General features: G+C 65.4%; 24 protein-coding genes and 1 pseudogene. 5 read left to right on the top strand and 20 right to left on the bottom strand.

Translation table 11 applies throughout. The annotated features are described in order from the left end of the window. Window positions 1-114 precede the first annotated feature (114 nt). Entirely contained in the window at window positions 115-351 is a 237-nt protein-coding gene (locus ACG873_RS20285; protein ID WP_394887073.1) for a DUF3658 domain-containing protein, read from the top strand. A 59-nt stretch (window positions 352-410) separates the two neighbouring features. Here the strand turns inward: ACG873_RS20285 and ptsP are convergent, their stop codons facing one another. The 3 genes from ptsP to ACG873_RS20300 form a co-directional block, all read right to left on the bottom strand. Further along, a complete protein-coding gene (gene ptsP, locus ACG873_RS20290) occupies window positions 411-2,681 on the bottom strand; it encodes a phosphoenolpyruvate--protein phosphotransferase (protein ID WP_394887075.1) in 2,271 nt (756 codons plus the stop codon). A gap of 78 nt (window positions 2,682-2,759) precedes the next feature. Further along, complete coding sequence (locus ACG873_RS20295; protein ID WP_394887077.1) at window positions 2,760-4,013, bottom strand: aspartate kinase; 1,254 nt, start codon at window positions 4,011-4,013, stop codon at window positions 2,760-2,762. Between the two features lie 356 nt (window positions 4,014-4,369). Continuing rightward, window positions 4,370-6,013, bottom strand: a complete 1,644-nt coding sequence (locus ACG873_RS20300; RefSeq protein ID WP_394887078.1) for a hypothetical protein — start codon at window positions 6,011-6,013, stop codon at window positions 4,370-4,372. Window positions 6,014-6,225: 212 nt separating this feature from the next. Here ACG873_RS20300 and ACG873_RS20305 point away from each other — a divergent pair. Further along, window positions 6,226-7,516, top strand: a pseudogene (locus ACG873_RS20305) (adenylate/guanylate cyclase domain-containing protein). A gap of 165 nt (window positions 7,517-7,681) precedes the next feature. Then, on the top strand, window positions 7,682-8,434 hold the full coding sequence (gene ubiG / locus ACG873_RS20310; RefSeq protein WP_394887080.1) for a bifunctional 2-polyprenyl-6-hydroxyphenol methylase/3-demethylubiquinol 3-O-methyltransferase UbiG: 753 nt from the start codon (window positions 7,682-7,684) through the stop codon (window positions 8,432-8,434). Window positions 8,435-8,458: 24 nt separating this feature from the next. On the opposite strand, the gene ACG873_RS20315 is transcribed toward ubiG, so the two are convergent. From ACG873_RS20315 to ACG873_RS20325, 3 genes are all read right to left on the bottom strand, one after another. Further along, window positions 8,459-8,854, bottom strand: a complete 396-nt coding sequence (locus ACG873_RS20315) for a type II toxin-antitoxin system VapC family toxin (protein WP_394887082.1) — start codon at window positions 8,852-8,854, stop codon at window positions 8,459-8,461. Next, window positions 8,854-9,099: a type II toxin-antitoxin system VapB family antitoxin gene (locus ACG873_RS20320; protein ID WP_394887083.1), complete on the bottom strand. Its 246-nt coding sequence runs from the start codon at window positions 9,097-9,099 to the stop codon at window positions 8,854-8,856. Before ACG873_RS20320 ends, ACG873_RS20315 begins: the two co-directional genes overlap by 1 nt. 62 nt (window positions 9,100-9,161) lie before the next feature. Beyond that, window positions 9,162-10,049, bottom strand: a complete 888-nt coding sequence (locus ACG873_RS20325; protein WP_394887085.1) for a DMT family transporter — start codon at window positions 10,047-10,049, stop codon at window positions 9,162-9,164. A gap of 134 nt (window positions 10,050-10,183) precedes the next feature. Here ACG873_RS20325 and ACG873_RS20330 point away from each other — a divergent pair, with 134 nt between their 5' ends. Beyond that, entirely contained in the window at window positions 10,184-10,669 is a 486-nt protein-coding gene (locus ACG873_RS20330) for a MarR family winged helix-turn-helix transcriptional regulator (protein ID WP_394887086.1), read from the top strand. Window positions 10,670-10,854: 185 nt separating this feature from the next. On the opposite strand, the gene ACG873_RS20335 is transcribed toward ACG873_RS20330, so the two are convergent. Genes ACG873_RS20335 through ACG873_RS20350 form a run of 4 tightly spaced genes read right to left on the bottom strand, consistent with a single transcriptional unit; the run spans window position 10,855 to window position 13,232 of the window. Further along, window positions 10,855-11,280, bottom strand: a complete 426-nt coding sequence (locus ACG873_RS20335) for a DUF1178 family protein (RefSeq protein WP_394887088.1) — start codon at window positions 11,278-11,280, stop codon at window positions 10,855-10,857. Continuing rightward, window positions 11,277-12,143, bottom strand: coding sequence for a carbon-nitrogen hydrolase family protein (locus tag ACG873_RS20340; protein ID WP_394887090.1), 867 nt, complete (start codon window positions 12,141-12,143; stop codon window positions 11,277-11,279). The genes ACG873_RS20335 and ACG873_RS20340 overlap by 4 nt, the downstream gene beginning before the upstream one ends. An 11-nt stretch (window positions 12,144-12,154) precedes the next feature. Next, the gene (grxC, locus tag ACG873_RS20345) at window positions 12,155-12,424 is read right to left on the bottom strand and encodes a glutaredoxin 3 (protein WP_394887092.1); all 270 of its coding nucleotides are present in this window, start codon (window positions 12,422-12,424) and stop codon (window positions 12,155-12,157) included. 22 nt (window positions 12,425-12,446) lie between these two features. Next, entirely contained in the window at window positions 12,447-13,232 is a 786-nt protein-coding gene (locus tag ACG873_RS20350; protein ID WP_394887094.1) for a ComF family protein, read from the bottom strand. Window positions 13,233-13,316: 84 nt separating this feature from the next. Between ACG873_RS20350 and ACG873_RS20355 the strand changes: the two genes are divergently transcribed. Continuing rightward, window positions 13,317-14,189 carry a class I SAM-dependent methyltransferase gene (locus ACG873_RS20355; RefSeq protein WP_394887096.1) on the top strand — a complete coding sequence of 291 codons (873 nt, stop codon included), beginning with the start codon at window positions 13,317-13,319 and terminating at the stop codon, window positions 14,187-14,189. Window positions 14,190-14,230: 41 nt separating this feature from the next. Here ACG873_RS20355 and ACG873_RS20360 read toward each other — a convergent pair whose 3' ends face one another. The 10 genes from ACG873_RS20360 to ACG873_RS20405 form a co-directional block, all read right to left on the bottom strand. Continuing rightward, the gene (locus ACG873_RS20360; protein ID WP_394887097.1) at window positions 14,231-14,410 is read right to left on the bottom strand and encodes a Flp family type IVb pilin; all 180 of its coding nucleotides are present in this window, start codon (window positions 14,408-14,410) and stop codon (window positions 14,231-14,233) included. Window positions 14,411-14,503: 93 nt separating this feature from the next. Next, entirely contained in the window at window positions 14,504-14,758 is a 255-nt protein-coding gene (locus ACG873_RS20365) for a hypothetical protein (RefSeq protein ID WP_394887099.1), read from the bottom strand. Window positions 14,759-14,848: 90 nt separating this feature from the next. Further along, window positions 14,849-16,039, bottom strand: coding sequence for an NAD(P)/FAD-dependent oxidoreductase (locus ACG873_RS20370; RefSeq protein ID WP_394887101.1), 1,191 nt, complete (start codon window positions 16,037-16,039; stop codon window positions 14,849-14,851). Beyond that, window positions 16,036-16,746 carry a class I SAM-dependent methyltransferase gene (locus ACG873_RS20375; RefSeq protein WP_394887103.1) on the bottom strand — a complete coding sequence of 237 codons (711 nt, stop codon included), beginning with the start codon at window positions 16,744-16,746 and terminating at the stop codon, window positions 16,036-16,038. The genes ACG873_RS20370 and ACG873_RS20375 overlap by 4 nt, the downstream gene beginning before the upstream one ends. 3 nt (window positions 16,747-16,749) lie before the next feature. Continuing rightward, window positions 16,750-17,826 (bottom strand): type III polyketide synthase, encoded by a 1,077-nt coding sequence (locus ACG873_RS20380; protein ID WP_394887104.1) that lies wholly within the window; start codon window positions 17,824-17,826, stop codon window positions 16,750-16,752. Window positions 17,827-18,064: 238 nt separating this feature from the next. Then, entirely contained in the window at window positions 18,065-18,481 is a 417-nt protein-coding gene (locus ACG873_RS20385) for a (deoxy)nucleoside triphosphate pyrophosphohydrolase (protein WP_394887105.1), read from the bottom strand. Then, the gene (locus ACG873_RS20390; RefSeq protein WP_394887107.1) at window positions 18,481-19,257 is read right to left on the bottom strand and encodes a GNAT family N-acetyltransferase; all 777 of its coding nucleotides are present in this window, start codon (window positions 19,255-19,257) and stop codon (window positions 18,481-18,483) included. The genes ACG873_RS20385 and ACG873_RS20390 overlap by 1 nt, the downstream gene beginning before the upstream one ends. 6 nt (window positions 19,258-19,263) lie before the next feature. Continuing rightward, complete coding sequence (gene argJ, locus ACG873_RS20395; RefSeq protein ID WP_394887108.1) at window positions 19,264-20,505, bottom strand: bifunctional glutamate N-acetyltransferase/amino-acid acetyltransferase ArgJ; 1,242 nt, start codon at window positions 20,503-20,505, stop codon at window positions 19,264-19,266. 213 nt (window positions 20,506-20,718) lie between these two features. After that, window positions 20,719-21,486: an arginase family protein gene (locus tag ACG873_RS20400; RefSeq protein ID WP_394887110.1), complete on the bottom strand. Its 768-nt coding sequence runs from the start codon at window positions 21,484-21,486 to the stop codon at window positions 20,719-20,721. Window positions 21,487-21,574: 88 nt separating this feature from the next. After that, window positions 21,575-21,814: a hypothetical protein gene (locus ACG873_RS20405; protein WP_394887111.1), complete on the bottom strand. Its 240-nt coding sequence runs from the start codon at window positions 21,812-21,814 to the stop codon at window positions 21,575-21,577. Window positions 21,815-21,896: the final 82 nt, after the last annotated feature.

The following is a 21,896-nucleotide window of genomic DNA, read 5'->3' on the forward strand; positions in this document are numbered from 1 at the left end:
GGTGTGGAGCAGTGCGCGCTTAGGGAGTGGCAAACGGTCATCGGTTTTCGCCAGCCGCCTGAGACTTTCCGATGGTACGTTAAAACTGCAAATTGAGGCGGAGACTTGAGAGTCGTGGAACTAACAGACGAAAGGCTCGACCAGATCATCATGTCGGTGACATTGGCCAATTGGCAAAAAGTGGCGATGATCCTCGCAAGATCACTCCACCAAATAGGCGACGCGCATACAAGTTTTGAGAAGCTCGCGGCGCGGATCAAGTTCCTAGTGCGTGCTGGTCGTCTTGAAAGGCAAGGCGATCTTTCCAGTTGGCGACATAGCGAGATACGCATTCCGGTGCGTGCTCAGTAAACAATCAGGAATATCTGCAGAGGGCTCCGCCAGCCGCAACCTCGACCTTCCGCGCGTCGCTACAGCGGTATTCCCCTGTCGTCGGCGAAGGTGTGGAGCAGCGCCCGCATCGGGAGATTGGCGGCTGGTCCGGCCAGATTGTCGGCCAGGAAAGCCTGGAGTTCGGCCAGCGGCAGTTCGGCCAGCATGGCCTTGACCGGGCCGATCGAGGCCGGCGACATCGAGATGGAACGGTAGCCGAGGCCGACCAGCGCCATGGCCGAAATCGGGCGGCCGGCGAGTTCGCCGCACAGCGTGACCGGCGTGTGGTTGCGTTTGCCGCTGTCGGCGATCTGCTTGAGCAGGCGCAGGAACGGCACCGACAGCGGGTCGAAACGGTCGGCGAGCTGCGTGTTGCCGCGATCGGCGGCCATGACGAACTGGAACAGGTCGTTCGATCCGACCGAGACGAAATCGACGGCATGCATCAGTTCGTCGAGCTGCCAGAGCAGCGACGGCACCTCCAGCATCGCGCCGAGCTTCAGGCTGGTGGGCAGATGATGGGCGAAGCGCGACAGGTGGCGGACCTCGCGGTCGATGATCTCGCGCGCCTGGGCGATCTCGCCGAGTTCGGTCACCATCGGCAGCATCATGCGCAATTCGCGGCCGCCCGCGGCCTTCAGGAGGGCGCGTATCTGGGTGCGGAGCAGCCCGGGCCGGTCGAGCGTCAGGCGGATCGCGCGCCAGCCGAGCGCCGGGTTTTCCTCGTGCACCGCGCCCTTGAAATAGGGCAGCACCTTATCGCCGCCGATATCGATGGTGCGGAAGGTGACAGGCTTGCCGTTCGCCGCGTCGAGCACGTCGCGGTATAGCCGCTCCTGCGCCTCGGCGCGCGGAAAGGTCGAGGCGACCATGAACTGCAGTTCGGTGCGGAACAGCCCGATGCCGCCGGCGCCCGCCTCGGCGAGCTGCGGCAGGTCGACGGCCAGCCCCGCATTCATCATCAGGTCGATGTCGACGCCGTCCTTGGTCCGCGACGGCTTCTTCCTGAGCTCGCGATAGAGTTCCTGCCTGCGCGCGCGGAACCGCGCCTTTTCGGCATAGGCAGCCTCGAGGTCGGGCTGCGGCCTGAGATGGATCGAGCCCTCGTCGCCGTCGACGACGATCGCGTCGCCGTTCTCCGCCATCGAGACGGCGCCCTTCATCTGGCCCGCCACCGGTATGCCCATTGCGCGCGCCACGATGACGACGTGGCTGGTGACCGTTCCGTCTTCGAGCACCAGGCCGCGCAGCTTATCGCGCGGATAATCGAGGAGCTCGGCAGCCCCCATCGACCGCGCGACGATGATCGCGTCCTTCGGCAGCGCCGAGGCGATGTCGTCGGGCGAGCGGCCCATAAGCTGGCGCAGGAGCCGGTTGGCGAGATCGTCGAAATCGCTCATGCGCTCGCGCAAATAGGGATCGGTCATGTGCAGCATGCGCGCCCGCATATCGCTCTGCACCTTTTCCACCGCCGCTTCGGCCGTCAGGCCGTTGCGGACCGCCTCCTCGAGACGGCGTACCCAGCCGCGGTCGTTGGCGAACATGCGGTAGGCTTCCAGCACCTCGCGGTGCTCGCCCTCGAACGCCACTTCGCGGCGCGACAGCATGTCGTCGATGGAGAGCCTGAGCGAGCTCAGCGCCTTCTCCAGCCGGCCGATCTCCTCGTCGCTGTCCTCGTTGAAGAGGTTGGTTACGACGATGCGCGGCTCGTGCAGCACGACGTGGCCGAGGCCGACGCCCTCGTTGAAGGACAGGCCCTTGAAGCTGACCGGACGGCGCAGGTCGAGTTCCAGCCCCGGCCGCGTCAGCCGGGCGAGATCGCCGGTGGCGATCATCTCGGCGATGACCATCGCCGTCGTCTCCAGCGCCTCGACCTCGTCCTCGCGGTAGTGGCGCTTGGTGCGGTTCTGCACTACCAGCACGCCGAGCGTGCGCCCTGCCCTCAGCACCGGCACGCCGAGGAACGAATTGTAGATTTCTTCCCCGGTTTCCGGGAGGTAGGCGAAGGCGGGATGCTCCTGCGCGTTCGGCAGGTTCAGCGCCCGCGCGCTGGCCGCGATGGTGCCGACGAGGCCCTGGCCGAGCCGCAACTGCGCCAGGTGGACCGAACCGGGGTTGAGGCCTTCGGTGGCATAGAGTTCGAGGACCGAATCGGCGCGCAGGACGTAGAGCGAGCAGACTTCGGCGACCATGTTCTGGGCTATGTCGTGGACGATGCGGTCGAGCCGGTCCTGCGGCTCCAGCGGCTCCGCCATGAGCTCGCGAAGCCGTTTCAACAGAACGCGCGGGCCGCCGGCCATGTCACGCATCAAGCGTCGTCTCCAAAAACCTCAGTTCCGGCGCCGCTCCGCGCCGCCGGGCGAATCCGAGACAGCAAACTCGTCTGACTACTGCTTATCCAGACCGTAGACGGAATGCAAAGTACGAACCGCAAGTTCCGTATAGGGGCCGTCGATCAGGATCGATATCTTGATTTCCGACGTGGTGATGGCTCGGATGTTGATCGACTTGTCGGCCAGCGCCTTGAAGGCGGTGGCGGCGACGCCCGCATGGCTTCTCATGCCGATGCCGATGACCGAGACCTTCGACATGCCCTCGTCGTGCTGGATCACGTCGAAGCCGACGGTTTCCTTTATGCGGTCGAGCACGGCCAGCGCCTTGTCGACGTCGCCGGACGGCACGGTGAAGGTCATGTCGGTGCGCGAACCGTCCTCCGAAATGTTCTGGACGATCATGTCGACATTGATGTTGGCCTCGGCCAGCGGCCCGAAGATGCCGGCGGCGACGCCGGGGCGGTCGGCGACGCGGCGCAGCGATATCTGGGCCTCGTCCTTGGCGTAGGCAATTCCGGTTACGACCTGCTGTTCCACGATTTCATCCTCGTCGCAAATTAGCGTTCCGGGCGGATTTTCGAAATCCCCCATGCCGGGCGCATCCGGATCGTCGAAGGACGACCGCACGAATGTGCGCACCCTGTGCACCATTGCAAGCTCGACCGAACGCACCTGCAGCACCTTGGCCCCCAGCGAGGCCATTTCGAGCATTTCCTCGAAGGAGATCTTGGCCAGCCGCCGCGCCTTCGGCTCGACGCGAGGATCGGTGGTGTAGACGCCGTCGACATCGGTGTAGATGTCGCAGCGGTCGGCCTTGACCGCGGCGGCGATGGCCACCGCGCTGGTGTCGGAGCCGCCGCGCCCGAGGGTCGCTATGCGGTTGTCGGGACCGATGCCCTGGAAGCCGGCGACAACGGCGACCTGGCCCTCGCCGAAGCGCGTGATCAGGAACGAACCGTCGATATCGAGGATGCGCGCCGCGCCGTGCGCGTTGTCGGTCTTGATCGGGATCTGCCAGCCCTGCCAGGAGCGCGCATGCACGCCCATGTTCTGCAAGGTGATCGCCAGAAGCCCGGCTGTGACCTGCTCGCCCGAGGCCACCACGGCGTCATATTCGCGGGCATCGTGCATGGGTGACGCCTCGCGCGTCCAGGCGACCAGCTCGTTGGTCTTGCCGGCCATGGCCGAGACCACCACCGCGACCTCGTGGCCGGCATCGACCTCGCGTTTGACATGGCGCGCCACATTGCGAATGCGGCTGATGTCGCCGACGGAGGTTCCGCCGAATTTCATCACGATGCGCGCCATGAAGACTTGATGCCTTTTTCGTGGGTGCCCGAGCCGGAAGCCCAAGGGATTGAATGAAGGAAACCGCACTGATGCCCGGCGCGGAAGTCGCGGCCTCCTTATCCAAATCGTCCTGTTTCCGCAAGAAGCGCAAACGTATCCCTCCCCGGGAGGAGAGGGATACGCGAGTGGGCATCGTCACCGTGAGCAGATCTTTACGCGCCTTGCGCGCCTCGCGGCAGCTTCGACTGGCGCCGCCGCAAAACAGTCACAGCCGTTCCAGGTTCAGGAAACCGGGGGTCCCGCGCCATGTCTTTGCGAGTTCCGCAGCGGCCTTGCTCTGGGCAGCCGCATCGCCCTTGGATTTGGCTGCCTGCTCAAGACCGTAGAGCGCCCAGGCGCTGCCACGGGCGTGCTCGAGCCGCGGAGTTGAACTCCTTCTCCGCTTCTTCCGGCTTGCCGTCCTTCAGAAGGGCCGCACCAAGCGATTGCCTCACCGGGTAATACCAGAAGGGCGGTTCCATATATGGGATGGTGTCCTCGGCTTCGGCGGCCTTGCGCCAATGGCCGATTGCCGCGGTGTTGTCGCCTTCGGCCTGCGCGATGCGCGCGAGAACCACACCTTGCGCCACATCGAGAACCGGACGCGCGGGAATGGCCCAGGCGTCGAGCGTCGACCAGTCCGTCTCTCTGGCAATGCGCTGGATGGCCTCCGCTTCCTTGCGGGCACCGGCGGTATCCTTGCTGGTCGCAAGCGCCACGCCTCGGGCGTAGTGCCACATCGCCTTCACATAGGGCGGCGCGCCGGGTGGCTCTGGCAGCGCCATGACCTTGTCCGGATCTGCATATTGCGCCCACGCGAAGTACGGAGCGGCCTTTACCGGCTGCGCGATGGGAATGGCGGTTGCGACCTCGTTGGTCAGCCACTTGTCCAACTTGTCAGCCTCGGCAAGCACAGTTTCCTTGTCGCCAAGAAGCTGCGCCGAAACCAGTACGAAATGCACATTATGGGAATAGTAGCCGATCGGATAGACGCCCATCGCCCCTGTCTGCGAGATATAGGTCTCGTCGACCTTGGAGGCCGCCTTGTTCGCCGCGAGCGAGTCGACATAGCGGCCGACGCGATAATAGATGTGGCTGGGCATGTGGACGATGTGTCCGGCGCCCGGCATCAGGGCGGCGAGCCGGTCTGCATATGGTTCGGCCCGCTCCGGCCGGTCCGAAGCCTCAACCAGGTGGATGTAGAGGTGCATCGCCCAAGGATGATCGGGGGCCTTGGCGAGAACGCTCTCCAGACGTTTCTGGACATCGGCTGTCCGCCCCTTTGGCTGTTTGCCACCCGGCTCCCAGTAATCCCAGGGCTGGGTGTCCATTCCCGCCTCTGCGGCCAGCACCGCCAGTTCGAGATCGTCCGGATACTTGTCCGACAGGGCGGCCATCGCTTCGGCGAAAGCCAAGTCGAGCTTCGGCCGTTCCGCCGTCGGATCATCCGAATAGCGGGCAGCCATCGCTTCGATCAGCGCTTTTTCCTTCTCGCTTGCGCCGTCGGCAAGGCTTTGCGCCTTCCTGAGTGCGGCGATGGCCGGCGCGTTCGCTTCAGGGGCCATCGGCACGTTGATGTTTGGTCCCAGCACCAGCGCCTCGCCGAGGAAGCACAAGGCGCAATCCGGATCGAGGCGTTGAGCCTTGCGGAACGCGCGCCTGCCTTCCGCGTGATTGAAGTTGGCGGCCATTCTGAGGCCTTGGTCGAAATAGCTCTGCGCCTCCTCGTTCGCTGTGGTGACGGGGTAGGTCAGCGTGCCGAGGTTGGTCCACAGCGGTGGTTCCGCCTCCTCATAGGCCTTCATTGCCTCGGGGGACTGGATCTGTGTCGGAATGTTCGCGACACGGCAGTGAGGCGCCGCGGCAAGCTCGGCTGGAATTTCGGGAGCGCCGAAATTGGCAGCGGCCGCGCCCACTCCAAGGCCGACGAAGACAAGCGTAGGCAATCCTGCGTTCTGCAGGAGATCATGCATCCTCATGGGAGCCCTCCACATTTGTCTGTTAGTGACAATCCGCACAGGATTGCCACCCCCGAATTATCCGCCCGGAATGCTTGGTTGGCAAATCAACTAACGAGGCGAAGCATAGTGGAGGGAGCATTACTCAGGGGGAAAGCGTCCCATCTGGCGCCGTCTCTGGCGCGGGGGTGAAACTTCGGATAAAAGCCGTCAATCGGGCCGGGGACCTGACCATGACTTTCGCGGCAATTGAAAATTACGCCCGGCCGGCATTGAAGCCGTTCGCACGTTATCTCAATTATGGCGTCAGCGATCCCGACAAGCGCCAGGAGCGCGGCGCCGCACTCCTCAACTTCGTCAGCCTTGCGGCGGTTTTTTCCAATACCGGGTTTGCCGTCATCTACCTGCTGATCGACCCCGAGCGCTATTTTCCGTTCATTGCAGCGCTGCTGGCGTTTTCCCTGATCTGGCTACTGACGCCGCTGCTGCACCGGTTCGGAACGCTTGCTGCAGGCACCTATCTGTGGGCCACGGCCGCCGTGGGTCTGTCGACCTATGCGCTGATCGCCGGAGCGGATGCCGGCCTGCAATATTTCCTGCTCGCCGGGCCGGGCATACTGATCATGATCCTCGGATCGAGCCGGCTTGCGCTCGCCTCCATGTATTTTTCCGCATATCTCGTGGTTTTCGCGATCATCGAACTCGCCTTCCCGCGCCAGTCGGCCATCATGCCGATGCCGGGAAGCATGGCGACGTTCACCTTCATCCTGTCGGTCTCGATGTCGGCGATCATCAACTTCATCGCCGCCTTCTACACATTCCAGCGCGCGGAAGCCTCCGAGGACGCGCTGGAGGCCGAACATGAGCGGTCGGAGCGGCTGCTGCTCAACCTGATGCCGGCCTCGATAGCCGCGCGGCTGAAGCAGCGGCCGGGCGAGATCATCGCCGACGACCTGCCTGCCGTGACCATCCTTTTCGCCGACATCGTCGGCTTCACGCCGCGCGCCGCCCGGTTGCCGGCAGACCGGCTGGTGTCGTTCCTGAACCGGGTCTTCTCCGAGTTCGACGTGCTTGCCGAACGGCACGGCCTGGAAAAGATCAAGACGATCGGCGACGCCTATATGGTGGGCGGCGGCCTGCCCGAGCAGAGAGGGGCACGCAAGCGCGGTGGCCGAGATGGCGCTCGACATGCTGGACGTGGCGCGGGCGCTGTCGACGGAGTTCGGCGAGGAGATCGCCGTGCGCATCGGCATCCACAGCGGGCCTGCGGTGGCCGGCGTGATCGGGTCGCGCAAGCTGTTCTACGATGTGTGGGGCGACACGGTGAACACCGCGGCGCGCATGGAGCAGCACGGCCAGGCGGGCATGATCCAGGTTTCGCAGGAGGCGAAGCAGGCGATCGGCGACGGCTACAGCTTCAAGGAGCGAGGCGCGGTCGGCATCAAGGGCAAGGGCCGGATGACGCTATATTTCCTGACCGGCCGCATCGAAGCCTCCGACAGTTCCACTCCGGCAGCCGCCTGACGAGCTTTTCCACGAAAAAATACGCTGGCGGCCATCCGGCGCGAGCCTTTGCAATAACAGGCCCGATGCGACTTCCGGAACACCGCGGCGGCGACCCGCCGCGATTGCCGCCTTGACAAGCGCGCCTCATATCCCGACTTGGTTCTGCTCGAAGGAGACCACGCCATGCACGAACCGACACGATCCACGATCGATGCCGGAGAAGTGGAACGCTTCTCCGCGCTGGCCGCCGAATGGTGGAACCCGAACGGGAAATTCCGGCCTCTGCACAAATTCAATCCGGTCAGGCTTGCCTATATTCGCGACCAGATCGCCGCCAGGTTCGGGCGCGATTCGCACGCGGCGCGACCCTTCGAGGGCCTGCGCATCCTCGACATCGGCTGCGGCGGCGGCCTGTTGTGCGAGCCGATGGCCAGGCTTGGCGCCGAAGTGGTCGGCGCCGACGCTTCGGAGACCAATATCGAGGTGGCGCGGCTGCATGCGGCGGCAGCCGGCGTTGAGGTCGACTACCGCGCGACCACAGCCGAAGCGCTGGCGGACGCGGGCGAGAAGTTCGACGTCATCCTCAACATGGAAGTGGTGGAGCATGTCGCCGACATCGAGCTGTTCATCGGCAAATGCGCGGAAATGCTGAAGCCGGACGGCATCATGTTCGTCGCCACGATCAACCGAACGTTGAAGGCGCTCGGTCTGGCGATCGTCGGGGCCGAATACCTCCTGCGCTGGCTGCCGCGCGGCACGCATCAATACGGCAGACTGGTGCGGCCGGAGGAACTGGAAAAAGCGCTTTCCAACGCCGGCATGACGATAGCTGACCGCACCGGCGTCACCTACAACCTGCTTGCCGATCGCTGGCAGCGCTCGCGCGACATGGACGTGAACTACATGGTGCTGGCGGAGAAGCGCCGCCCATCGTGAGGGCGGCGGCCGACGGCGATGGCGTCAGGCTGCCTCTATGTCGGTAAGCGGGAAATCGTTCCCCTTGAACATCAGCGGTTGGCCGAAGTGCCGGGCGCATGCATAGGCGAAACAATCGCCCATGTTGAGTTGCGCCGGATGTCTGCCCTTGCCGAAGCGGTCGAAGGCGTCGAGCGCGATGTTTGCGGCTTCGCGTGGAATCGGCAGCATCTGGATACTTGTCAGTTCCAGAAACCGATCGAGGCCGGTGGCCGCATCCTTGATCGATTTGCCGGTGAGTCGCGCCACCGCCACGGCCGCCTCCCAGACCGCGACCGGCGACGTTACGCGAACCTTGGCCTGCCGCATCCTTGCCATGAGTTCGAAGCCATCCGCCTCGTCGGCCAACATCGTTGTCAATGCCGAGGCATCAACGAACATCACTCGTCCTCATACAGGCTGTCGATGAAGGCCTTGTCCGCCGGAAGGCCTTTCTCCGGATTGCCGCTAGCGCGAAAATCGCGGACGAACTTCACCCAGGTATCGATCTCTGACGGCTCGGCCTTCGCGCGCGCCAGTTCGTTCTCCAACGCCACGTGCACCGCTTCCGTGAGACCAACCTTCCTTAGCTTCGCCACGCGGCGAGCCAGCGCATCGGTCTCCGCATTCTTTATGTGAAATGCCATCGGATATCCTCAGAGTGTATCAAGATACACCCGCAGGATACACTATACAAGGTCGAAGCCGCTCAATTCTGGCGCTGCGCCTTGGTCGTCATGATGACGCCGATCGTAACGATTACCGCGCCGAGCCAGGTCAGAAGCTGGTAGCGCTCGCCGAGGAAGAGCACGCCGGCGATCAGGCCTATGGCGGCGGCGACATAGCCGATCTGGCTCAGATAGACCGGGCCGCCGACTGCCTGCAGGCGGAAGAAGAAGGCGAACATCGCCGCGGCCGCGGTCATCTGCGCAAGGACCACGACGGGCATGCCGGACAGGACGGCGAACGAGCCTGCTCCTTCTATCGATAGCAGACCTGCGAGCAGCATCGCCGCCGCCGCGAGATGACTGCCGACGGCAAGCTCAATCGGCCCTGCGTCGCGCGGCCAGTCGAAGGTACGATAGATGTTGCCGGCGGCGAGGAAGAAGGGGATCAGGAGGCCCACGGCCACCCAGAACAGGTCCGCCGGCGCGCCTGCCTCTCCGCGCGTCGCCGCCACCATCACCGCGCCGACGAAGCCGACAGCGATGCCTGCAACGCCGAGCAAATTGGGGCGGCGCACGCGAAGCAGGATGGACAGGACCAGCGTGATCACCGGCGACAGCGTGAACATGATGCCGGTGTAGCCGGCGCCGAGATGCGGAATGGCCGAGAACATCAGGAAATTGGGAATGGCGTAGGAGACCGCCGCCGTGATCGCGAAATAGCGGACCTTGTGCGCGTTGAGGACGATGCGCTTTCCTCTCGCAAGGAGCATGGCAAGAAGCACGCCGCCCGCGCCCAGGGAGATGACGAAGGCCCACAGCATGCCGGATGCGCCGGTCTCTGTGGCGATCTTGCCGAAGGGCAGCGAAAGGCCGAGCAGGCCGCCGGTGACGAGGAGGAGGGCGAAGGCGGAGTTCCAGAGGTGTTTCATCGACTTTCCCGAGGCCATGCCGGCCGGTTCGACAGCGGTTTGATTTTCTGCAAATCGGGTGTTGGCCAGCGCCGTTCTCTGCGATATGATTTAATGAAAAGATTCTTGATGTCAAGATACTTTACGGTGAGACAATGGACAGAGCCGCAAGGGCTGTCGAACAATGGCAAAAAGAACGTCCGGACCTCGACGTCCGTCCGATGTCGGTACTGGGGCGATTGAAAGAAGCGGCCTCGCTGATCTCTCGCGACCGGCTCAATCCCCTGTTTGGCCGGTTCGGCCTGCAGGCGGGCGAATTCGATGTGCTGGCGACGCTACGGCGTTCCGGCGCGCCTCATGCGCTGACGCCGACAGCACTTTACGAGGCGACCATGGTGACGTCCGGGGCGATGACCAACCGGCTCGACCGGTTAGAGAAAGCGGGGCTGATTGCACGCGGCCCGCACCCGGAAGACCGGCGTGGCGTGATCGTGCAACTGACGGAGAAAGGCCGCGCGCTGATTGACGAAGCAGTCACCGCGCATGTCGAAAATGAGCATCAGGTGCTGGCCGGGTTGACGCGCGCGGAGCAGGATCGGCTGGCGGAACTGCTGGAAAAGTTGATCAGGAGCGTGGGTTAGAGTTTTTTCGGCTCGGTCTGCGCAGCCCCTCACCTGCCTGCCGGCATCCTCTCCCCGTAAGGACGGGGAGAGGATGACAAGCGGTAACGCTGGCGACTCCCTCTCCCCGTTCTTCACGGGGAGAGGGTAAGGGTGAGGGGGCAGCTCAAACCAACCAGAAACGCTCCAGGCTCCGAGACCGCCGCTCAGTTCCGGTCCTCAGGGAAAACCGGGATCGGCATGAATTCGACGCCGTCCTCGATCAGGCCGCGCGCCTCCTCGGTGGTGGCTTCACCGTAGATGCCGCGCGGATCGGTCTCGCCGAAATGGATCTTGCGCGCTTCCTCGGCGAATTTGTCGCCTACATAGTCGGCGTTTTCGCGCATTTTTTCCGACAGCGCCTTCCACTGCGCCATCGCCTGCTTCTGCGCCTCGCCCATGGCAAGCGCGATCTTTTCCTGCTTGCGGCCGGTGGAGACGGCGGGCGCCATCAAGGCCTTCTCGACGTTGTGCGAGCCGCAGGCCGGGCATTCGACGAAACCGCGTTTTTTCTGCGTCTCGAAATCGTCATTGTTGCGGAACCACGCATCGAAGCCGTGCTCGTGCTCGCATTCGAGCGAAAACCGTATCACGACGCCGCTCCCTTGAGCGCGGCCTCGGGCAGCCCGGCCTGGGCGATGCCGAATTCGCGCGCGTTCTTCAGATTGGGTATTTTCTTGCGGGCGGCAGCCGAAAGCGCGGTGTCGATCTCGGCCACGATGACGGCGGGCTTGTCATGCGCGGCTTCGGCCAGCACGCGGCCCCACGGGTCGACGATCAGCGAATGGCCGTAGGTCTCGCGGCCGTCCTCATGCAGGCCGCCCTGCGCGGCGGCGATTACGAAGGCGCCGTTCTCGATGGCGCGGGCGCGCAGCAGCACATGCCAGTGCGCCTCGCCGGTCTGCCGCGTGAAGGCTGCAGGGACGGTCAGCACATCGGCGCCGGCGAGCGCCTCGGCGCGGAACAGTTGCGGAAAGCGCAGATCGTAGCAGATGGCGAAGCCGAGCCGCGCAAAGGGCAGGTCGGCGACGACGCCTTCGCGGCCCGGCTCATAGGCGGCGGATTCGCGCCAGCTTTCGCCATTGTCGAGATCGACGTCGAACATGTGGATCTTGTCGTAGGCCGTGACGAGCGCGCCGTCCGGCGCAAACAGCAGCGCGCGGTTGGCGAGCTTGCCGTCGGCGCGCAGGATCGCGGTCGAGCCTATGTGCAGGAAGACGCCGAGTTCGGCCGCGAGCCGTGCGGATGCAGCGGCGATCGGGTCGCGGTCCTGCGTCGTGAACAGCGCATTGCGCGCCTCCCGGTCGCGCACGATAGCGCCGGTCATCTCGGGCGTCTGGATGTAGGTCGCGCCTTGCGAGGCCGCGTCGCGCACCAGCGCCTCCAGGTCTATGGCGTTGCGCTGCGGATCGGTGCCGGAGCGCATCTGGATCGCGGCGGCCTTGAACATGCTCATAATGCTGGTTCCTACTTCAAGGCGCCGGTGGCGAGCAGACCGTCGAGGCGGCCCTGCGCATCGAGCGCGTGCAGATCGTCGGAGCCGCCGACATGCACGTCGCCGACGAAAATTTGCGGGAAGGTCGAACCGCCATTGGCGCGCTCGATCATCTCGCGGCGCAGTTCGGGCGAGAACGAGGCGTCGTGCTCGGTGTAGGCCACGCCCTTCTTGTCGAGCAGCCGTTTGGCCGCCGAGCAGTAGCCGCACATCATGCGGGTATAGATCGTCACATCAACCATGATCGGTCCTGTTGGCTGAAACTTATATAGTCTGCGCTTCGCCGGGCTGAAAGTCCCCCGGCAGGACGCGCGCGAAGGTCAGCACGTCGACAGCTTTGGCGCCGCTTTTCCTGAGCGCGCGGGCAACGGCCGAGACCGTCGCGCCGGTGGTGTAGACATCGTCGACGACCAGCACGCGCCTGCCGCGAACCGCGATGTCGGACGCCGGCGGCACGCCGAAGGCGGCGCGGACATTGTCCTCGCGCTCCTGCCGAGGCAGCCCGACCTGCTGGCGCGTGCGCTTGACGCGCCTGACCGCGTCCGGTTCGAAGGGCAGGCCGGACATCGCCGCGACCGTGCGGGCGAGTTCGGCCGACTGGTTGAAGCGTCGCTCGAGGAAGCGCCGCCAGTGCAACGGTACCGGCACGACGACATCGGCGTCAGCCAGGAGTTCGGCACCGGCCCTCAGCATCCAGCGCGCCATCCACGGCGCAAGATCTGTCCTGTCGTGGTATTTCAGGCCCTGCACCATCTGCCGCGCCACGCCGGAATATGCGACCGCCGCCCTCGCCCGCGCGAAAGGCGGCGGGCTGACGATAGCCTCGGCCGACAGGAAGCCTTCGCCCATATCCTGCGAGAACGGCGTACCCATCACCGCGCACCACGGCTTTTCCAGGAATTTGAGCCTCGGCCAGCATGCGGCGCACAGCGCGCCCGGCTGCGAGACATGGCGGCGGCAGCCGGCGCAGACCGGCGGAAACAATATTTGCGCCGGCCATCTCATGGCGGCCAGGGCAAGCGACTTGATCTGCGGCATCGGATCGGTCACGAGGTTGCTGCGTTGACCGACCATAGCAGAAGTGCTGGGAGGCGCAGCCGTCTTCCGCGAACCCGCCGGAAAGGATTTCGCCCGTTGCAGAAGCTGTTCGACACGGAACTTTCGATCGCGCGCAAGCGCCGGGCGCTGGCGCAGGCGGTTCCGGGCGCGGATTTCCTGATGGAACGCGTGGCGGAAGACCTTGGCGAACGCCTTTCGGCCGTCGAGCGGCGTTTCGGCAAGGCGGCTGCGCTCTACTGCGTGACGCCGGCCGCGCGCGATGCGGTGCTAGCCAGCGGCAAGGCGGACGAGGTGATCCGGATCGAGGCGGACGTGGCGTTCCTTGCCGGCGGGCCAGGCATCGTGGCCGCGCCCGAACATCTGCCGCTGGAACCCGGCAGCATCGACCTAGCTGTCTCGCTGCTGGCGCTGCACGAGGCCAACGACATTCCCGGAATGCTGGTGCAAATCCGGCGCGCGCTGAGGCCCGATGGCCTCTTTCTCGGCTGCATGGCCGGGGCGGCGACGCTTTTTGAACTGCGCGACGCGCTGCTCGCTGCCGAGGTCGAACTTCACGGCGGCGCAAGCCCGCGGGTAATCCCGTTCACCGACGTGCGGGATGCAGGGGCGCTGCTGCAGCGCGCCGGCTTCGCGCTTCCGGTCGCCGATGTCGAGACGGTGACGGTGCGCTACGACAATTTGTTCGGGCTGATGACGGACCTGCGCGCCATGGGCGCGGCCAGCGCGCTGGAGGCGCGCTCGCGGAAGCCGGCGACGCGGACGCTGTTTGCCCGCGCGGCGCAAATCTACGCGGAGCGCCATTCCGATGCGGACGGGCGGATCAGGGCGACGTTTTCGCTTGTCTGGATGTCGGGCTGGACGCCTGATCCCTCGCAGCAGAAGCCGCTGAAGCCGGGTTCGGCGCAGGTTTCGCTGGCAAGGATACTGGGCGATGAGAAGGGGCGGTGACCGGCCGCCTGCGCGGCTTTCAACGATCGGAGCCGTCGGCCTTACTGTGAAAAGACGTTGACAAGCTTGTTGCTGTTGTCGTTCCAGAGCACTCCCAGCACGTCGGAGAAGCCGCCGACGCCGCCGAAGATCGCCACCGCTATAAGCGTCGCGATGAGACCGTATTCGATCGCCGTCGCCGCCGAGTCGTCATTGAGAAATCGCCGGATCAATGGTCGCATAGGTCGAACTTCCTTTGCGCTTTACCCTACCGTCAACGTGTTAAGAAAGGTTAACGCCGCAGGCTTAACGGGCGGTGAAGCAGAGAAGCCGACTCAGCAATCGCCGCTGCGCGCGCCGTCGGAGTGGATGACGCAAACCGCGTCCGGAGACGACTGCAGGACACTCCTGCGGATCGTGTAGGTTTCGCCGCGCCCAATGCTGCCTGTGCTCATCAGGTCGATGTCGCCCGCCAGCCTGTCGGAGTTCCGGCCTTCGAGCAGCGGAACCGCGATGAGCGCCAGCGCCACTGCTGCCGAGCCGAACAGCAGCGTGATGCGCAGAGCGCCCCATTCACTTGCGGAGTCCATGCTTATTCTCCCTTGGCCATCGGATATCTGTCGACGCTTCCTTCAATTTTTCATGGTTGGATAAACGTTCCATTAACGCTGAATGGGCGGTCAGCTCGAGGGAGCAAGGTGCGGCAAGGCCCTGGTCTTGCCGCTCAACGCGGCCCCAAGCGGCAGAATTCCCGGCAGCAGGGCGACCAGCGGGCCCATCGCAAGCGCGCCAGCCGGATTGAGCGCAATCGTCGCGAAGGCTGCGGCGGCATGGATGCGCGTCGCGAACTGCCGGCGCCATGCGGCGGTGTAGAGCCTGCCGGACTTCTCGCGCGCCGTCCCGTCATATGCATCGAAGCGCGCGAGCGTTGAGGCCAGCAGCCAAGCCGACTGCAGGGCCATGGAAATGCCCTCGGCGACGATCGGGTGCGATTCGCCCGCGCTGTTGCCGACGCGGAAAATATCGTCTGCGTAGCACGGGCGGATGCCCGGCCGGATCGGCCCTGCGGCAAGCCACCGCCCGTCGAGGGAAGCCGATGCCAACGCCCCGCGCACGCCGCGGCACGAGGCCAGTATATGGCGGTGAACCGCCTCGGCGGCCGAAACGCCGCCATAAAGCCGGCGGAACTCGGCCAGCTTGTCGCGCCGGACGCAACAGGACAGCGACAACCGGCCATGGTCTGCCATGATCATGCCGCCATAGCCGCCCGGAAAGACCAGCAAGGGCATCAGGTCGGTGGGAAGGGCCGAATTCACAAAATGCGCCTTGAAGCCGAGAAGGTCGGACGGGCGGGCGCTCTTCGGCAACTGGCTGGGCAGGCTTCCCTGCTCCCACGATCCGTGGGCGGCTATGACGACCGGCGCGCACAGCCTCAACTCGCGGTCTCGCGATGCGATACGGACGATGCTGCGATTTCCGTCGGTGGCGATGTCCGTTGCGCGGTACGGCTGGAAGACTTCCGCCCCGGCACGGCGCGCAGCGTCCAGAAACATCCCGTCCAGAATATCACGGCCCAGCGCCCGGCCGTAACCGCCATTTCCGGCAGGCGGCATTGCTGCCGTCACGCACCGTTCGCCGACGAAAAGCGCGATGCGCCGGATTTCCGGCCCGGCTTCTTTCCGCCAGGCATCGCCGATGTCCAATTCGTCGAGGAGGGCGATGTTGGTCGCCGAGATGAATTCGCCGCACACCTTTCGGCGCGGGAATTGCGCCTTTTCGACGATGGCGACGCGGCGGCCCTGCCGCGCGAGCGCCAGCGCGATGCAGGCGCCCGCCGGACCCGCCCCTATGACGACGGCGTCGTGAGTCATGCGCCCTCCGACACCGCCCGCGTCGCGGCGAAGACATGCGTGAACAGGCCCGCGGCGCGTTCCTCCAGACGGTCGCGCTCCGCCGGCCAGAGCGCGGAGAGTTCAAGGCCGCGAAAGCCGGCGCGCACGCTTGCCGGTGCATCGTGGCGGGTGACGGCGCCGGCGCCGGCCGCCCAGAGCAGGCGGGAGGCAGTGAGCGCAAATCCGCTGCGGCGCGGCTCGGCCGCGACGAAGACAGGCGTCAGCGGCCGCAGCGCCAAAAACAGGCGGGCGAGATCGGCATCGGCGAAATGGTGCAGGAAGAGATTGGCGGCGACGGCGTCGAAACGGGCGGCGCCGGCCACGCTGAGCCAGTCGAAAACGTCGGCGGCGACTGCCTCGACACGCCAGCCGAGCTTTCCGAATGCGGCGCGCCGTTCCGGCGTGACCAGATCGGCGCGGTCGAGCAGGGTCAGGTCCACGCCGGGCCAGCGCTTTGCAAGCCGGCGCGCGACGCCGAGCATGAACACGCCGTCGCCGGCTCCGATTTCGAGGATGCGGTGCGGCGGCCGGACGCGATCGGCGAGCAGGCGCGTCATGATCGTCTGCTGGAACATCAGGGCGTTGACGCGGACGAGATCGCGACGCGCAGCGACGGCGAGCGGATCGGCCTCGCACAGCCCGTCCAGGATTTCCGGCTCCACCAGGCGATGCGCGAGGCCGGGCATGGTTCACCCCGCCGTCCGGAAAAGCATCGTCTCGGCGGTCAGGCCCGGCCCGAACGCCATGGCGCAGCCGAGGAGACCAGGCGCGGCGGCGCCCAGCATCCGCTCCAGAACGAACATCACGGTGGCCGACGACATATTGCCGTTCGCCCGCAGCACTTCACGCGAATCGTTCAGTGCATGCGGGTCGAGACCGAGCGCCCGCTCGGCTGCGTCCAGCACGGATCGCCCGCCGGGATGGATGGCCCAGAGGTCGATCCCGGCTGCCGGCCGCCCGCCCAGCATGTCGCCGATGCCGCCGGCGAGAATTTCATGAAGCGCTGCCGGCACCTCGCCCGACAGGTGCATGTCGAAGCCGTCGTCGTGGATGTGCCAGGTCATCAGTTCCCGGCGCGCCGGCGCGATCGCCGCATGGAAGCCTTCGATCAGCAGGCCCTTGGCTTCGGCAGTGACAAGCGACGCGGCGCAGCCATCGCCCCACAGGCAGAAGGAGAGCAGTTTTTCCAGATCGTGCGTCTCCTTGATGTGCAGCGTGCAAATTTCGAGATTGACGACAAGGACCCGCGCCTCTGGCTCGGAGCGCACGATGTGGCGCGCCAGCTTCAAGGCGTTGATGGCCGCGTAGCAGCCCATGAAACCGATCATGGTGCGCTCGACGGATGACGGCAGGCCGCATCGCGCCACGACCTCGAGGTCGACGCCCGGCGCTGAAAAGCCGGTGCAGGTGGTGACGACGAGATGCGTGACGCGCGAACGGTCCTCGCCAGCCAGCAGCCGGTCGACGGCCTTCTGCGCCAGCTCCGGGGCGGCGCGCTCGAACATCTCCATCCGCTGCCCGGTTCCCGGAAACGCGCCGCGCCTGAAGACGCCGTCGAGGTCGAGCGCCGTTGCCAGCGGATCGCCGCTCGGCGCGAAGCAGGAATAGCGCCGCTCTATGCCGGCCTTGTCGGCCATGCGGTTGAAAATGGCCTGACTGCGCGGATCGGCGGCGAGAAGGGAGACCGCGAAGTCCAGGAAGAAGCGGTGCACTTCATGGTCAGGCACAGCCGTCGCGAGGCGGTTCACATAGGCGTCGGCTGGCATTGGGGTTGTTTCCGGCTGCTTCACGTTAGAAGTAACGTTTTCGCCGGGGCGTTTAGTTCCGCGCGTGGGTTTTTAGGGAAACCGTGGAGCGCCTCGACATCTCTCTAGACCGATTCTGATTTCCTCCCGCGTCGAGGCCTGGATTCCAAAATCGGTGCAAGGCAGGGCGTTACACGCGCTCTTCCTTAAGTGGCTACCGCCACATGCGGCACAACCAAAGCCTCGCCAGTCCAGCCAGCTAAAGCAGGTCGATCAGGAACGGGATCAGCGGCTCGTCGGCCGGCGGCATGGGATAGTCGCGCATCTGTCGTGGGCGCACCCATTTGAGCGCCTGGCCTTCGTGCGGGTGGGGCGTGCCCCAGAAGCGCCGGCAGACGAAGAGCGGCATCAACAGGTGAAAACTGTCGTAGGAATGGCTGGCGAAGGTGAGCGGCGCAAGGCAGGCGACCTTGGTCTCGATGCCGATCTCCTCGCGGATTTCGCGGATCACGGTCTCTTCGGGCGTCTCGCCCGGCTCGACCTTGCCGCCCGGAAACTCCCACAGGCCGGCGAGCGGCTTGCCCTCGGGGCGTTGCGCCAGCAGCACGCGTCCGTCGGCGTCGACGAGCGCGCACGCGGCAACCAGCAATATGGGCTTGCCGCCGATTTCGCTCATCAGGCCTCCGGCGGCCGGCGATAATGATAGCGATAGATCTCGGAAAAGCCGATCGAGCGATAGAGGCCGAGCGCCGGCTCGTTGTCGGCCTCGACCTGCAGCCAGGCCTCCCGCGCGCCGCGCAGGCGGGCCCATTTCAGGGCGGAGAGCACGATGCGCCGGCCATGGCCCTTGCCGCGCCAGGCGGCGTCCGTAGCGATCTCGAACAGGCCGGCGAGGTCGCCGTCATGCACGCAGATGGCGGTGGCGAGCGGCTCCTCGTCGTCATGCTCCAGCACGAACAGCCCGGCTTCCGGCTGGATCGAGCTGATGATTTCGGAGAGGCCCGGCCGCAGCGAGGCGTCGAGGCCGTGGACCTTAAGCGCAGCACCTATGAAGCGGCCCATGTCCTTAAGCGGAATCTGGTCCATCGCCTCGCTCACGGCCGCGTCGTCGAGCGGCATGTGCATGACCAGCGACTGCGAGAATGTCGACCAGCCCTCCCGGTCGAGGTGCCGCGACAGCGTCAAGCCCGAAAGCGGCGACATACGGAAGGTCAGGGGCCGGCCGTAGGCATCGAAGCGGCGCGCGGCGCGGGCGATGCGCTCCCCGATATTGACCACGTCGCCCGGATCGAGCGGATTGACCGAGTTCAGCCGCTTGGCGGGATGGCCCGCGGTCAGCCGCACGACCCAGGTGCCGTCATAGTGCACGGCCGCCGCCGGCCAGGCGCGGAAGCCCGCCGCCTCGTAGCGGCGAACCTGGGCGAGTTCGGGAATGAAGGATATTTCCGACACGCGGCGTCAGCTCCGGTAGTCGCCATTGATGGCGACATATTCCTTGGTGAGATCGCAGGTCCACACCGTCGCCTTGCCGCGCCCGATGCCGATATCGGCGCGGATCCTGATCTCGTCGCGCTTCATATAGGCCGAGGTGGCGGCTTCCGAATAGTTCGGGTCGCGCTCGCCCTCTACCGCCAGGCGGTTGTCGCCGAACCAGATCGACAGGCGGTCACGGTCGGCCGGCTCGCCGGACTTGCCGACGGCCATGACGACGCGGCCCCAATTGGCGTCCTCGCCGGCCACCGCCGTCTTGACCAGCGGCGAATTGGCGATGGAGAGCGCGATCTTCTTCGCCGAGCGCGAGGATTTCGCGCCGGTGACGGTGACCTCGACCTGCTTGCGCGCGCCCTCCCCGTCGCGCACCACCTGCAGCGCCAGCGATTTGAGCAGCCTGTTCAGCGCCCGGCGGAACTGCGCCAGCCGCGCATCCTTCGGGTCGGCGATCGCAGGCGCGCCGCGCTTTTGAGCGGCGCCGGTGGCAAACAGCATGAGCGTGTCGCTGGTCGAGGTGTCGCTGTCGACCGTGACGGCGTTGAAGGTGGCGCCGACGCCCTTCGACAACAGGTTTTGCAGCACCGCGGCCGAGAGCGGCGCGTCGGTCGCCACAAAGGAAAGCATCGTCGCCATGTCGGGTGCGATCATGCCGGCGCCCTTGGCGATGCCGTTGATCGTGACGTCGGCGTCGCCCAGCCTCACCGTGGCGGTGGCGACCTTCGGATAGGTGTCCGTCGTCATGATCGCCTTGGCGGCCTCGGTCCACAGGTCGGGCTTGGCGTCTCTCGCCATGCCGGCCAGAAGGTGGCTGAAACGGCCGGCATCGAGCGGTTCGCCTATAACGCCGGTGGAGGCGAGAAAGACCTCGCCTGGTGTGCAGCTAACGGCTTCAGCCGCCGCCTTGCCGGTCAGGGCGGTCGCCTCGCGGCCTTTCTTGCCGGTGAAGGCGTTGGCGTTGCCGGAATTGACCACCAGCATGCGCGCCTTGCCGCCGGCCAGGTTTTCGCGGCAGAGGTCGACCGGGGCGGACGGACATTTGGAGCGGGTGAACACGCCCGCCGCCGTCGTGCCTTCATCGAAGACGATCGCCAGGAGATCGGTCCGGTTCTTGTATTTTATGCCGGCTTCGGCGGTGGCGATGCGCACGCCCCCGATCGCCGGCATTTTCGGATATTTCTTGGGCGCGAGCGGTGAAATGGCGGTTGACATGGGCGTCTCGGTCGGCAAGGGCAGGAAAACGAAGCTCGTTTGCCCGATAGCGCTTGCCGGCGCAAGGCGTTTTGCGACGACGCCGGGCTCTATGATCGGAGGACACGCGACGCGCCTGAAATCAATCGGCCTTCATGCCGGACGCCACGGCGTCGACGAAACGGGCGACAATCGATCCGTCCTTGTCGAGCGCCGGATTGAGGATGGTGATGTTCATGCCGATAACCCGTCCGGTCGCAAACGCCTGCCGCAGGACATGGACGAGTTCATCCCAGGCGAGCCCCCTTCCACGATGTGATCCACCGCAGGCATGATTTCGGCGTCGAGCACGTCGGCATCCAGGTGCAGCCAGAAGCCGTCGAGCCCGGCGAGGCGATCGAACGCCTGCTGCGTTGCCGCGGCAATGCCCACGTCGCGAATGCGCGCGAGATTGATCAGCTCGATGCCGCTGTCCTCGATCCGCTGGCTGCCATACTCGTCGGAATCCTGTTCGTCGCGGCGGCCGAACGCGACGACATCCTCTTCCCGGATCAGGGGCGAGCGGCCCTCCGGCCTGGCGAGAACCGTGTCGTGGCGGCCGACGGCGATTGCAAGCTCCATCGAGGCGACCTCCCCCTTCGGCTCCGCCGAGGGTTGGAAGAAATCCGCATGCCCGTCGAGGAAGAGCAGGCCGGAACGTCCGCGCCGCCGCGCGGCAAGGAGGCATCCGAGCAGTATCGAGCAGTCGCCGCCCAGCACGACCGGCATCTCGCCTCTCGCGAGCAGCGGCTCGATCGCATTCGCCAGCGCGACGGTATAGGCGGCGATCCCGGCGAGGTTCAGAACGCCTGTCGCGGCATCGATCGTCTCATCATGCGGCGGTGGGGGAACTTCGCCGCCGAGCCGCGCGCCGATCCTTTCGGCAAACCCGGCGGCGAGCAGCGCCTTGGGCAGCATTTCCACGCCCCCCGACGACAGGCCCAACCTCGACGGGGCTTCCAAGATGGTCCTTCCCTTCATGCCGGGTGAACGGTCTCGACCCGCTGCGGTTGCATCGCTCCTGCCATCCACTGACTTGCCGGCTAGGCGATCAGCGGCTGGCTGGATTGATGAAGCCGCGAAACAGCTTCTGCACGCCTGGGATCAGGCCCCAGATGATGGTGACGACCATCAGCGGAACAATGACCAGCGTGCGCTGCCACGTGCTCCAGCCTTCGGTCAGCGGAATGACTAAATAGAGCAGCCCGGTAATGAGCGGATAGACGCCGAGCATCACCAGCAAGGCGAAGCGCGGACGCGAGAAGCGGGTGGATGCGGGGGAAGCCGTCATTGGGAATCTCCATCGAAACGGTACGTTCCGTTAAATAGAACGAACCGTTTCGTTTCGTCAAGCCTGTGTGCTACGTTGCGCC

The organism is Allomesorhizobium aridi (assembly GCF_043769475.1).
Lineage (GTDB): Bacteria > Pseudomonadota > Alphaproteobacteria > Rhizobiales > Rhizobiaceae > Allomesorhizobium.

What these genes read in the sequence shown, in the direction of transcription:
- ACG873_RS20295 (WP_394887077.1), bottom strand. Translation starts at nt 4,013, where the DNA reads ATGGCGCGCATCGTGATGAAATTCGGCGGAACCTCCGTCGGCGACATC.
- ACG873_RS20315 (WP_394887082.1), bottom strand. Translation starts at nt 8,854, where the DNA reads ATGTTCGTTGATGCCTCGGCATTGACAACGATGTTGGCCGACGAGGCG.
- ACG873_RS20370 (WP_394887101.1), bottom strand. Translation starts at nt 16,039, where the DNA reads ATGACTCACGACGCCGTCGTCATAGGGGCGGGTCCGGCGGGCGCCTGC.
- ACG873_RS20385 (WP_394887105.1), bottom strand. Translation starts at nt 18,481, where the DNA reads ATGAGCGAAATCGGCGGCAAGCCCATATTGCTGGTTGCCGCGTGCGCG.
- ACG873_RS20375 (WP_394887103.1), bottom strand. Translation starts at nt 16,746, where the DNA reads ATGCCCGGCCTCGCGCATCGCCTGGTGGAGCCGGAAATCCTGGACGGG.
- ACG873_RS20405 (WP_394887111.1), bottom strand. Translation starts at nt 21,814, where the DNA reads ATGACGGCTTCCCCCGCATCCACCCGCTTCTCGCGTCCGCGCTTCGCC.
- ACG873_RS20360 (WP_394887097.1), bottom strand. Translation starts at nt 14,410, where the DNA reads ATGCGACCATTGATCCGGCGATTTCTCAATGACGACTCGGCGGCGACG.
- ACG873_RS20325 (WP_394887085.1), bottom strand. Translation starts at nt 10,049, where the DNA reads ATGAAACACCTCTGGAACTCCGCCTTCGCCCTCCTCCTCGTCACCGGC.
- ACG873_RS20300 (WP_394887078.1), bottom strand. Translation starts at nt 6,013, where the DNA reads ATGAGGATGCATGATCTCCTGCAGAACGCAGGATTGCCTACGCTTGTC.
- argJ (WP_394887108.1), bottom strand. Translation starts at nt 20,505, where the DNA reads ATGTCAACCGCCATTTCACCGCTCGCGCCCAAGAAATATCCGAAAATG.
- ACG873_RS20320 (WP_394887083.1), bottom strand. Translation starts at nt 9,099, where the DNA reads ATGGCATTTCACATAAAGAATGCGGAGACCGATGCGCTGGCTCGCCGC.
- ACG873_RS20340 (WP_394887090.1), bottom strand. Translation starts at nt 12,143, where the DNA reads ATGAGCATGTTCAAGGCCGCCGCGATCCAGATGCGCTCCGGCACCGAT.
- ptsP (WP_394887075.1), bottom strand. Translation starts at nt 2,681, where the DNA reads ATGCGTGACATGGCCGGCGGCCCGCGCGTTCTGTTGAAACGGCTTCGC.
- ubiG (WP_394887080.1), top strand. Translation starts at nt 7,682, where the DNA reads ATGCACGAACCGACACGATCCACGATCGATGCCGGAGAAGTGGAACGC.
- grxC (WP_394887092.1), bottom strand. Translation starts at nt 12,424, where the DNA reads ATGGTTGATGTGACGATCTATACCCGCATGATGTGCGGCTACTGCTCG.
- ACG873_RS20380 (WP_394887104.1), bottom strand. Translation starts at nt 17,826, where the DNA reads ATGCCAGCCGACGCCTATGTGAACCGCCTCGCGACGGCTGTGCCTGAC.
- ACG873_RS20330 (WP_394887086.1), top strand. Translation starts at nt 10,184, where the DNA reads ATGGACAGAGCCGCAAGGGCTGTCGAACAATGGCAAAAAGAACGTCCG.
- ACG873_RS20365 (WP_394887099.1), bottom strand. Translation starts at nt 14,758, where the DNA reads ATGGACTCCGCAAGTGAATGGGGCGCTCTGCGCATCACGCTGCTGTTC.